The organism is Escherichia sp. 93.0816 (genome assembly GCF_013368855.2).
Lineage (GTDB): Bacteria > Pseudomonadota > Gammaproteobacteria > Enterobacterales > Enterobacteriaceae > Escherichia > Escherichia ruysiae.
Genome location: NZ_JABWNC020000011.1, coordinates 104722 through 116727 on the forward strand (window position 1 = coordinate 104722; position 12006 = coordinate 116727).

General features: G+C 48.1%; 6 protein-coding genes, 1 tRNA gene and 3 pseudogenes. 7 read left to right on the forward strand and 3 right to left on the reverse strand.

Annotation, left to right across the window (positions count from 1 at the left end; translation table 11 throughout):
• Positions 1–144 precede the first annotated feature (144 nt).
• Positions 145–1352 (forward strand): annotated as a pseudogene (locus tag HEM79_RS13490) (IS256 family transposase).
• Positions 1353–1386: 34 nt separating this feature from the next.
• Here the strand turns inward: HEM79_RS13490 and dcm are convergent.
• Positions 1387–2619, reverse strand: coding sequence for a DNA (cytosine-5-)-methyltransferase (dcm, locus tag HEM79_RS13495; protein WP_176241459.1), 1233 nt, complete (start codon positions 2617–2619; stop codon positions 1387–1389).
• A gap of 80 nt (positions 2620–2699) precedes the next feature.
• Positions 2700–3419, reverse strand: a complete 720-nt coding sequence (locus tag HEM79_RS13500) for an Eco47II family restriction endonuclease (RefSeq protein ID WP_016160012.1) — start codon at positions 3417–3419, stop codon at positions 2700–2702.
• A 393-nt stretch (positions 3420–3812) separates the two neighbouring features.
• Here HEM79_RS13500 and HEM79_RS13505 point away from each other — a divergent pair.
• Both HEM79_RS13505 and HEM79_RS13510 read left to right on the forward strand, forming a co-directional pair.
• Positions 3813–4118, forward strand: a pseudogene (locus HEM79_RS13505) (integrase core domain-containing protein); the annotation flags it as partial.
• Position 4119: 1 nt separating this feature from the next.
• Positions 4120–5013 (forward strand): annotated as a pseudogene (locus HEM79_RS13510) (AAA domain-containing protein); the annotation flags it as partial.
• A 239-nt stretch (positions 5014–5252) separates the two neighbouring features.
• On the opposite strand, the gene argG reads toward HEM79_RS13510, so the two are convergent.
• Positions 5253–6596, reverse strand: coding sequence for an argininosuccinate synthase (gene argG, locus HEM79_RS13515; protein WP_000207675.1), 1344 nt, complete (start codon positions 6594–6596; stop codon positions 5253–5255).
• 347 nt (positions 6597–6943) lie between these two features.
• Between argG and HEM79_RS13520 the strand changes: the two genes are divergently transcribed.
• The 4 genes from HEM79_RS13520 (at position 6944) to infB (ending at position 11891) form a co-directional block, all read left to right on the forward strand.
• Positions 6944–7020, forward strand: a tRNA-Met gene (locus HEM79_RS13520).
• Between the two features lie 206 nt (positions 7021–7226).
• Entirely contained in the window at positions 7227–7679 is a 453-nt protein-coding gene (gene rimP / locus HEM79_RS13525; RefSeq protein WP_001300397.1) for a ribosome maturation factor RimP, read from the forward strand.
• A 27-nt stretch (positions 7680–7706) separates the two neighbouring features.
• Entirely contained in the window at positions 7707–9194 is a 1488-nt protein-coding gene (gene nusA / locus HEM79_RS13530) for a transcription termination factor NusA (protein ID WP_001031044.1), read from the forward strand.
• A 24-nt stretch (positions 9195–9218) separates the two neighbouring features.
• Positions 9219–11891: a translation initiation factor IF-2 gene (gene infB, locus HEM79_RS13535; protein ID WP_000133059.1), complete on the forward strand. Its 2673-nt coding sequence runs from the start codon at positions 9219–9221 to the stop codon at positions 11889–11891.
• The last annotated feature ends 115 nt before the right edge of the window (positions 11892–12006 follow it).

The window sequence follows — 12006 nt, forward strand, 5'->3', positions numbered from 1 at the left end:
ATTATTCTGGAATAAATCTAACGCATCCAACATAGAGTAAGAATAAAAGGGTAGGCCATGAAACCTACCCTGTAGAGACTGTGATTAAAATTGTGTAATTGCCTGATTTTGATATGTTCACTCCAGTAACGGAGACAGGCAATTATGGACGAAAAGAAACTCAAAGCCCTTGTGGCTGAACTGGCTAAAGGCCTTAAAACCGAAGCAGATCTCAATGCTTTTTCCCGCATGTTGACGAAGCGTACCGTCGAAACGGCGCTCAATGCGGAGCTGACTGACCACCTCGGGTATGAGAAAAATGTGCCCAAAACAGGCTCAAACACCCGCAATGGCTACTCGTCAAAACGGTGTTATGCGATGACGGCGAGATCGAACTGAACACGTCGCGTGACCGTGAAAACACCTTCGAACCGCAGTTGATTAAGAAGCTCCAGACGCGCATTACGCAGATGGACAGCCAGATTTTATCCCTCTACGCCAAAGATATGACTACCCGCGAAATTGTCGCCACCTTCAAAGAGATGTACGACGCAGATGTGTCACCCACGCTGATATGTAAAGTCACTGATGCGGTCAAAGAGCAGGTTGCAGAATGGCAAAATCGACCTCTGGATGCACTGTATCCCATTGTTTACCTTGACTGTATCGTGGTGAAAGTTCGTCAAGGTGGCACCGTAATTAACAAAGCGGTGTTCCTTGCACTCGGTATTAATACTGGAGGCCAGAAAGAGTTGCTGGGCATGTGGCTGGCCGAGAACGAAGGGGCGAAGTTCTGGCTGGGTATGCTGACAGAGCTTAAGAATCGGGGGCTTCAGGATATCCTTATTGCCTGCGTGGACGGTCTGAAAGGCTTCCCGGATGCGATAAACAGCGTGTATCCGCAGACGCACATCCAGTTGTGCATCATTCATATGGTGCGTAACAGCCTGAAATACGTATCGTGGAAGGACTACAAAGCCGTCACCGGCGGGTTAAAAACGGTGTATCAGGCGCCAACAGAAGAGGCGGCGCTAGTGGCACTGGAGCAGTTCTCGGATGTCTGGGACGATAAATACCCGCAAATCAGCAAAAGCTGGCGTGCGCACTGGGAAAATCTCAACACGTTCTTCGGCTATTCGCCCGATATCCGCAAGGCCATCTACACCACGAACGCTATCGAATCGCTGAACAGCGTGATCCGTGCGGCCATTAAGAAGCGTAAAGTGTTCCCGACTGACGACTCGCTGCGGAAGGTCATTTCTCTGGCGATCAAGGATGCATCAACAAAATGGAATATGCCAATCCAGAGCTGGCGGCTGGCGATGAGTCGCTTTATTATCGAGTTCGGTGACCGCCTGAGCGATCACCTTTAATATGGCAGCAATTACACAGAATTATTTACAGGGTCTATCTTTTATTTATCTTATCTAAAAGATGTACCACAGATTTGCCAACAGCAAATGACAGATTAACAGGAACAGCGTTTCCTATTTGCTTATATTTCGCTGACATTGGGCCTTCAAATACCCATTCATCGGGGAAGGTCTGTATTCTTGCATACTCACGCACAGTTAATGGTCTTGTTTCTTCTGGGTGGCAACGCTCTGTTTGTTTCTGTGCTGGGGCGCATGTTAATGTTAGGCTTGGTTCATCCCATGACAAGCGACGAGCCATACCAGTTTTGCCCCCACCTAAGTAAAAACTCTTGAGCATGTATTCTTTTTGAATATCTTCAGGAAGATCTCTCCAGTAGCCACCGGGAGGAACCATACTTAGGATCTCTGCTTTTCTTTTGGGATATTTTTGTCCTTCAGATTCTGGCACGTCGCTATCGTACAGCTCTCCCTTTTTTAATGCATCTTTAAGGGTTAATATTTTATTGTAAGAAGAAGGCCACTCATAATCGATGCCATCAGCAAGATCATTTCTTACAGCTACAATGATCAAACGCTCGCGTTTTTGCGGCACTTTGTAGAAAATAGCCTTAAGCACTCTTGGCTCAAATAAAGTGTAGCCCAAGTCTGTGATAATATTTTTTATTGTTTCTAAAGTTCGTCCATCATCATGATTTAGCAACCCTCGAACATTCTCTGCTAAAAGAACTTTCGGATTGATTTCTTTAGCTGCTCGGGCGAATTCAAAGAAAAGGGTGCCCCGTGTATCTTCAAAACCAAGTTTTTTGCCTGCATAAGAGAATGCTTGGCAAGGAAAGCCACCAGCCAGCACATCAACGGTATTCCTATAAGGTGTGAAGTCTACTTGGCTCACATCACCTTCAACCACATTCCATTCAGGCCTATTTTTTCGTAACGTCTTACAAGCATGGGAGTCAATTTCATTTAGTAAAACAGATTTTAAACCGGCTTTTTCTAAACCTAAAGCCATCCCCCCTGCGCCAGCAAATAACTCTAATACAGTATAAACACTATTGCTTATTTTAGTCTCATCAGACCACTGGCTTTTAAATAAAAACTGAGCTTGTTCAAAATTTTTAAGTTGCTCTTTTTTATAAAATCGATAGTTGTTTTCGTCATTTCTTTGAGAAACTAATTTTCCAGCAGTATCCCAACGCCTTAAAGTTTCTTTTGAAACGCCCAAAATGTCTGCAACTTCTGAAAGTGAAAACTCTTCCTTTAACATATTTAGTAACCATGCCAACATTAGTCATGGTTACTACTGTATGGGTTTACATGTACTTTGTCAAACATTGATCATGGTTATTAGCCGTAAGCGAGCCCAAAATACTTAATAAAACTATCTTTATCAGGGATGGAAAAGCCTTGCTGCCCAAAACGTTCGCTCAAAATATACTCAATTGCGTGAGGAAGAGCACTATGGAGTTCTTGCAGAGCATCTGGTCTGCCAGTGACAAGCTCATAGAAACTCGCACCATCAATGATTCGAATGTTAGGGTTCGAAGGACACTGAGTACCGCTACCTTTATTGGAAGGGGTAAAAGGGATGTCATATCTGATAGGTTTACGAGGGATTATATTAACAAAGTACGCGCAGTAATCCTTAAATCGGCTATGTTTCGGTGATACCAACTCATCTAAACCTTTATATTTATCTGCTAAATCCCCGCCAGTAACCGTTGAGTATTTATTTTTCACCTCAGCGATGATTTTTCTTTCTTCGTTGAGAAGATCAACGATGCCACCAATCCCCATATCCCGCCATCCTTCAACATGGCCGAGGATTTTTTGGTGAAAAGTACCAACATGATTTTGAATGGTTTTCTGCTGTTGTCGTGCTAGTTCGGAGTTTCGCCACTCTTCATGGGATGAGAACCCCGGAGCTTCAAAAAGTGCGCCAAAAGGGTCAATCACATTGCTGGTAAAAGTCTTCTCAGCAGCGTCTTTTTTCTTTTTAGCTTTCGTTAATAAGATTTCAACTTCGTTAAAAAGATCTTCATCACTGATATATTCAAGTAATGACATAGTTGTCTCTCCATCATTCTTTATAATTCAATAAATTTTTCGCGTAATAACCTTTGGGGACTATTGCGGTTGCGGCTAATTACACGACAGCTCTCAAAAACGACACTGGAGCAAGTTTTCTAATCATAACGATTACAGACATAGATTAAAACGATCAATAAGCACTTAAAGAGCGGATGTTTGTTGTGGCGGGATCTGAATGGCTTGTGCTGAGGATTCGAGCAATATGTTACAGGGATAGGGGATTTGAAGTGGTTTACTGAATTTGGCCACCTGAAAAGAGGTGATATGCTCACCTCAGAACAACACAGGAGCACAAATGAAAAGAAGAAATTTTAGTCCTGAATTCAAATGCGAATCCGCTCAACTGGTTGTTGACCAGAACTATACAGTGGCAGTCATTATACGAGCAGGCAGTTCAGGCAGTTACTGTGGCGATACCGGATCAGGCAGAGTATGAGCCGGCGCGGAAACTGCTGGGATAACAGCCCAATGGAACGCTTCTTCAGGAGTCTGAAGAACGAATGGATGCCGGTGGTGGGTTACGTAAGCTTCAGCGAGGCAGCTCACGGCATAACGGACTATATCGTTGGATATTACAGCGCACTAAGACCGCACGAATATAACGGTGGGTTTACCCCCAAACGAATCGGAAAATCGATACTGGAAAACTCTAACTCGGTGGCCAGTTTTTGTTGACCACTACAAACCGTTGTATAAAGTCGTTGGCATTGTGACGCCATTTTCGGCACAGGTTAATGCCATCAAGACGTCATTGCGTAAGCTGGAGATTAATTGCAGTGACGAAGATGATTCGCTGACCGTGGGAACTGTGCATTCCTTGCAGGGGGCGGAGAGGGCGATAGTTCTTTTCTCTACGGTCTATTCAAAACATGAGGATGGGCGGTTTATTGACAGCAATAGCAGCATCCTCAATGTCGCAGTCTCGCGTGCGAAAGATAGTTTTCTGGTTTTTGGGGATATGGATCTTATTGAGATGCAGCCGGCTTCTTCGCCGCGAGGATTACTGGCTACATATCTGTTTGCTTCAGACAACAATGCGTTGCAATTTGAGTTTCAGAAACGACAAGATTTAAGTTCCGCAAATGCACAGATTTCAACTCTGCATGGTGTGGAGCAGCATGATGCATTTTTGAATAAGGCTCTTGCCGGGGCTCAAAAGAAAATAACGATTATTTCTCCCTGGTTATCCTGGCAAAAAGTGGAGCAAACCGGGTTTCTGGCGTCAATGGCTCTGGCCCGTTCCCGGGGCATTGATATTACCGTGGTGACGGATAAAAACTGCAATATAGCGCATGTCGATGATGGTAAGCGTCAGGAGAAACGACATCTGCTGAATGATGCTGTTGAAAAGCTCAATAATATGGGCATCGCTACGAAATTGGTTAATCGTGTCCACAGCAAAATTGTGATTGAGGATGAAGAGCTGCTGTGCGTCGGATCTTTTAACTGGTTCAGTGCCGCGCGGGAAGATAAATATCAACGATACGATACGTCTTTGGTGTACCGTGGCGAAGGCGTAAAAAATGAAATAAAGGCAATATATAGCAGTCTGGAACAGCGTCAGCTATAAGTGCGAAGATCGGTTCCTGACACAGGATGACGTAATAATGTCATCGGTGAAATCGATAAAGAGAATATTTTACTCATATGAAGGCGACTATAAGATTTATTGCGAGTCGCCTTCCCTATTTTCAATCTCATTGTTTATCTCATCTTTCATCTTTGCATAATGCGCATGGCATTATAAGAAAAGATTTGACAGAGGAAATCCAGATAACCCCGCCCTTGATGGGCAGGGTTAACGTCGAATTACTGGCCTTTGTTTTCCAGATTCTCAACCTGCGGTACGCCTGACGCGGCAGAAGATGAGAGCAGACCCGTTTTGGCATAACCGAAAAGTTTCTCGCGAGTATCGGTGATATCCAGGTTGCGCATGGTCAGTTGACCAATACGATCATCTGGCGAGAACACCGAGTCACCTTTTTCCATCGTCAGACGTTCTGGTTTGTAAGTCAGATTGTCAGAGACGGTATTAAGGATGGAGTAATCATTCCCGCGACGCAGCTCCAGGGTAACTTCACCTGTAATCTGGCTGGCAACCCAGCGTTGCAGAGAGTCACGTAGCATCAATGCCTGGGAATCGAACCAACGTCCCTGGTACAACAGACGACCCAACTGACGACCATGCGCGTGATACTGCTCGATGGTGTCTTCGTTGTGAATACCTGTCAGCAGACGTTCATAAGCGATATGCAGTAGCGCCATCCCCGGAGCTTCGTAGATACCACGGCTTTTCGCTTCGATGATACGGTTTTCGATTTGGTCGCTCATGCCCAGGCCGTGACGACCGCCGATGCGGTTGGCTTCCAGCATCATTTCCACATCATCGCTAAAGGTTTTGCCGTTCAGCGCCACCGGATGACCCTGTTCGAAACGTACCGTGACTTCTTCTGCCGGAATCTTCACACTCTCATCCCAGAATTTCACACCCATTATCGGGTTGACGATTTTGACGCTGGAATTGAGATATTCCAGATCTTTCGCTTCGTGCGTCGCACCAAGCATATTGGAGTCGGTGGAGTAGGCTTTCTCGACCGACATTTTGTAGTCGAAACCGCAGGCAATCATAAATTCAGACATTTCATGACGACCGCCTAACTCATCAATAAAGTCAGTATCAAGCCACGGTTTGTAAATTTGCAGTTCCGCGTTGGTCAGCAGGCCGTAACGATAGAAACGTTCGATATCGTTTCCTTTATAGGTGCTGCCATCACCCCAGATGTTAACGCCGTCTTCTTTCATGGCAGCAACCAGCATGGTGCCAGTCACGGCGCGACCCAGCGGCGTGGTGTTAAAATAGGTCAGGCCGCCAGTGGTGTTATGGAAAGCACCACACTGAATAGCGGCAATGCCTTCGGCCACCAGTTGTTTGCGGCAGTCGATTAGACGAGCGTTCTCCGCGCCGTATTCCATGGCACGACGAGGGATCGCATCATAATCCTCTTCGTCTGGCTGACCCAAATTTGCAGTATATGCATAAGGGACAGCTCCCTTTTGTCGCATCCACAGCAGTGCGGCACTGGTGTCCAGACCGCCAGAAAAAGCGATGCCAATACGTTGACCTACCGGGAGATGTTTGAGAATCGTCGTCATAAAATAACACCCTGCTTGATTAACTGATGATGAGCCTGGATTTCCGCTCTCACTGAATTTTTATGCAAAATAAATGAGTTTTCATTTAATCATCTTTTATCGGAGACCGGAAGAGTTTAGTGCGTTTTTTGTAAAATAATGCGTTTAAGAGAAGTAAGGTGAGGTAGAAATTATTCAATCAATGAAAGTGAACTGGATATCCATTCACGTGAGTAGCAATAAATGTTGACAAAATGTGGCGTGGATCACTATAATGACCGCAGATTTTACGTCCCGTCTCGGTACACCAAATCCCAGCAGTATTTGCATTTTTTACTCAAAACGAGTAGAATTTGCCACGTTTCAGGCGCGGGGTGGAGCAGCCTGGTAGCTCGTCGGGCTCATAACCCGAAGGTCGTCGGTTCAAATCCGGCCCCCGCAACCACTTTCCCTTAGAGTTCTTTTTCAAATATACTGTGAAGACTTCGGCCTTCGTAGTGGGATTTGAAAAAATCCTTCTGGAAAGTGCTCCAGACCGCATTTGCGGTTATAGGGTTCAGTTATATAAAGCCCCGATTTATCGGGGTTTTTTGTTATCTGACTACAGAATAACTGGGCTTTAGGCCCTTTTTTTATGTCTTGGGGGTGGGCTTGTCCACATTAGAGCAAAAATTAACAGAGATGATTACTGCGCCAGTTGAGGCCCTGGGTTTTGAACTGGTTGGCATCGAGTTTATTCGCGGTCGCACATCCACACTGCGCATCTATATTGATAGTGAAGATGGCATCAATGTTGATGATTGTGCTGATGTGAGCCACCAGGTAAGTGCCGTGTTGGATGTTGAAGATCCCATCACCGTTGCTTATAACCTGGAAGTCTCCTCACCGGGTCTCGATCGCCCACTGTTCACGGCTGAACACTACGCCCGTTTCGTCGGAGAAGAGGTGACTCTGGTTCTCCGTATGGCGGTACAAAACCGTCGTAAATGGCAGGGCGTTATCAAAGCGGTAGACGGTGAAATGATCACAGTTACCGTCGAAGGTAAAGATGAAGTGTTCGCGCTGAGTAATATCCAGAAGGCGAACCTGGTTCCCCACTTTTAATAGTCTGGATGAGGTGAAAACCCCGCGATGAACAAAGAAATTTTGGCTGTAGTTGAAGCCGTCTCCAATGAAAAGGCGCTGCCTCGCGAGAAAATTTTCGAAGCGTTGGAAAGCGCATTGGCTACAGCAACCAAGAAAAAATATGAACAAGAGATCGACGTCCGCGTACAGATCGATCGCAAAAGCGGTGATTTTGACACCTTCCGTCGCTGGCTGATTGTTGATGAAGTCACTCAGCCGACTAAAGAAATCACCCTTGAAGCTGCGCGTTTTGAAGATGAAAGCCTGAACCTGGGCGACTACGTTGAAGATCAGATTGAGTCTGTCACCTTTGACCGCATTACGACCCAGACGGCAAAACAGGTTATCGTGCAGAAAGTTCGTGAAGCCGAACGCGCGATGGTTGTTGATCAGTTCCGTGAACACGAAGGTGAAATCATCACCGGCGTGGTGAAAAAAGTAAACCGCGATAACATTTCTCTGGATCTGGGTAATAATGCTGAAGCTGTCATCCTGCGTGAAGACATGCTGCCGCGTGAAAACTTCCGCCCGGGCGACCGCGTTCGTGGCGTACTTTATTCCGTTCGCCCGGAAGCGCGTGGCGCGCAGCTGTTCGTCACCCGTTCCAAGCCGGAAATGCTGATCGAACTGTTCCGCATTGAAGTGCCGGAAATCGGCGAAGAAGTGATTGAAATTAAAGCTGCAGCTCGCGATCCGGGCTCTCGTGCGAAAATCGCGGTGAAAACCAACGATAAACGTATCGATCCAGTAGGTGCTTGTGTCGGTATGCGTGGTGCCCGTGTTCAGGCAGTTTCCACCGAGCTTGGCGGCGAGCGTATTGATATCGTTCTGTGGGATGATAACCCGGCGCAGTTCGTGATCAACGCGATGGCACCGGCAGACGTTGCTTCTATCGTGGTGGATGAAGATAAACACACCATGGATATCGCCGTTGAAGCTGGTAATCTGGCGCAAGCAATTGGCCGTAACGGTCAGAACGTGCGTCTGGCTTCGCAGCTGAGTGGTTGGGAACTCAACGTAATGACCGTTGACGACCTGCAGGCTAAACATCAGGCGGAAGCACACGCAGCGATCGATACCTTCACCCGTTATCTCGACATTGACGAAGACTTTGCCACTGTCCTGGTAGAAGAAGGCTTCTCGACGCTGGAAGAACTGGCCTATGTGCCGATGAAAGAGCTGTTGGAAATTGAAGGCCTTGATGAGCCGACTGTTGAAGCACTGCGCGAGCGTGCTAAAAATGCACTGGCCACCATTGCACAGGCCCAGGAAGAAAGCCTCGGTGATAACAAACCGGCTGACGATCTGCTGAACCTTGAAGGGATGGATCGTGATTTGGCATTCAAACTGGCCGCCCGTGGCGTTTGTACGCTGGAAGATCTCGCCGAACAGGGCATTGATGATCTGGCTGATATCGAAGGGTTGACCGACGAAAAAGCCGGAGCACTGATTATGGCTGCCCGTAATATTTGCTGGTTCGGTGACGAAGCGTAATAAACTGTAGCAGGAAGGAACAGCATGACAGATGTAACGATTAAAACGCTGGCCGCAGAGCGACAGACCTCCGTGGAACGCCTGGTACAGCAATTTGCTGATGCAGGTATCCGGAAGTCTGCTGACGACTCTGTGACTGCACAAGAGAAACAGACTTTAATTGACCACCTGAATCAGAAAAATTCAGGACCGGACAAATTAACGCTGCAACGTAAAACACGTAGCACCCTTAACATTCCTGGTACCGGTGGAAAAAGCAAATCGGTACAAATCGAAGTCCGCAAGAAACGCACCTTTGTGAAACGCGATCCGCAAGAGGCTGAACGCCTTGCAGCGGAAGAGCAAGCGCAGCGTGAAGCGGAAGAGCAAGCCCGTCGTGAGGCAGAAGAATTGGCCAAACGCGAGGCGCAACAAAAAGCTGAACGTGAGGCCGCAGAACAAGCTAAACGTGAAGCCGCTGAACAAGCGAAACGTGAAGCTGCGGAAAAAGACAAAGTGAGCAATCAACAAGACGATATGACTAAAAACGCCCAGGCTGAAAAAGCCCGCCGTGAGCAGGAAGCTGCAGAGCTCAAGCGTAAAGCTGAAGAAGAAGCGCGTCGTAAACTCGAAGAAGAAGCACGTCGCGTTGCTGAAGAAGCACGTCGTATGGCGGAAGAAAACAAATGGACTGATAGCGCGGAACCGACCGAAGATTCCAGCGATTATCACGTTACAACCTCTCAACATGCTCGCCAGGCAGAAGACGAAAGCGATCGTGAAGTCGAAGGCGGTCGTGGCCGTGGTCGTAACGCGAAAGCAGCGCGTCCGAAAAAAGGCAACAAACACTCTGAATCTAAGGCCGATCGCGAAGAAGCGCGCGCAGCAGTACGTGGCGGTAAAGGCGGAAAACGTAAAGGTTCTTCACTGCAGCAGGGCTTCCAGAAGCCAGCTCAGGCCGTTAACCGTGACGTGGTGATCGGTGAAACCATCACCGTTGGCGAACTGGCTAACAAGATGGCGGTTAAAGGCTCTCAGGTCATCAAAGCGATGATGAAACTGGGCGCAATGGCAACCATCAACCAGGTCATCGACCAGGAAACCGCACAGCTGGTTGCCGAAGAGATGGGCCACAAAGTTATCCTGCGTCGTGAAAACGAACTGGAAGAAGCGGTAATGAGTGACCGTGATACTGGCGCTGCGGCTGAACCGCGTGCACCGGTCGTGACCATCATGGGTCACGTTGACCACGGTAAAACCTCCCTGCTGGACTACATTCGTTCAACGAAAGTGGCCTCTGGCGAAGCAGGTGGCATTACCCAGCACATCGGTGCATACCACGTTGAAACTGAAAACGGCATGATCACCTTCCTGGACACCCCGGGGCACGCCGCGTTTACTTCAATGCGTGCACGTGGTGCGCAGGCAACGGATATCGTAGTTCTGGTTGTCGCTGCAGATGACGGCGTAATGCCGCAGACCATTGAAGCAATCCAGCACGCGAAAGCGGCGGGAGTGCCGGTTGTGGTTGCTGTGAACAAAATCGATAAGCCAGAAGCCGATCCAGATCGCGTTAAAAACGAACTGTCCCAGTACGGCATTCTGCCGGAAGAGTGGGGCGGTGAAAGCCAGTTCGTACACGTATCTGCAAAAGCAGGTACAGGTATCGACGAACTGCTGGATGCGATCCTGCTGCAAGCTGAAGTCCTGGAACTGAAAGCCGTGCGTAACGGGATGGCGAGCGGTGCGGTCATCGAATCCTTCCTCGATAAAGGTCGTGGTCCGGTTGCAACTGTACTGGTACGTGAAGGTACTCTGCACAAGGGCGACATCGTTCTGTGTGGCTTCGAATACGGTCGTGTTCGTGCAATGCGTAACGAACTGGGTCAGGAAGTGCTGGAAGCAGGTCCGTCCATTCCGGTGGAAATCCTTGGTCTGTCCGGTGTTCCTGCTGCGGGTGACGAAGTTACCGTTGTTCGTGACGAGAAAAAAGCACGTGAAGTTGCACTGTACCGTCAGGGTAAATTCCGTGAAGTTAAACTGGCGCGTCAGCAGAAATCTAAACTCGAGAACATGTTCGCCAACATGACTGAAGGCGAAGTTCATGAAGTGAACATCGTACTGAAGGCTGACGTTCAGGGTTCTGTGGAAGCGATTTCCGATTCCTTGCTGAAACTGTCTACTGACGAAGTTAAAGTGAAGATCATCGGTTCTGGCGTAGGTGGTATCACCGAAACCGACGCGACCCTGGCGGCTGCATCCAACGCGATTCTGGTTGGCTTCAACGTTCGTGCTGATGCCTCTGCGCGTAAAGTGATTGAAGCGGAAAGCCTGGATCTGCGTTACTACTCCGTCATCTATAACCTGATCGATGAAGTTAAAGCGGCGATGAGCGGTATGCTGTCTCCGGAACTGAAACAACAGATCATCGGTCTGGCAGAAGTGCGTGACGTGTTCAAATCACCGAAATTCGGCGCCATCGCAGGCTGTATGGTTACCGAAGGTGTGGTTAAACGTCACAACCCGATCCGCGTTCTGCGTGACAACGTGGTTATCTACGAAGGCGAGCTGGAGTCCCTGCGCCGCTTCAAAGATGACGTTAACGAAGTCCGTAACGGTATGGAATGTGGTATCGGCGTTAAGAACTACAACGACGTCCGCACTGGCGATGTGATCGAAGTGTTCGAAATCATCGAGATTCAGCGTACGATTGCCTAAGGTTGATTGGGTGTAGGCCGGATAAGGCGTTTGCGCCACATCCGGCAGCCGTTGCCTGATGCGACGCTGGCGCGTCTTATCAGGCCTACGTGAACAGCCCTTCCACCTGAAATTA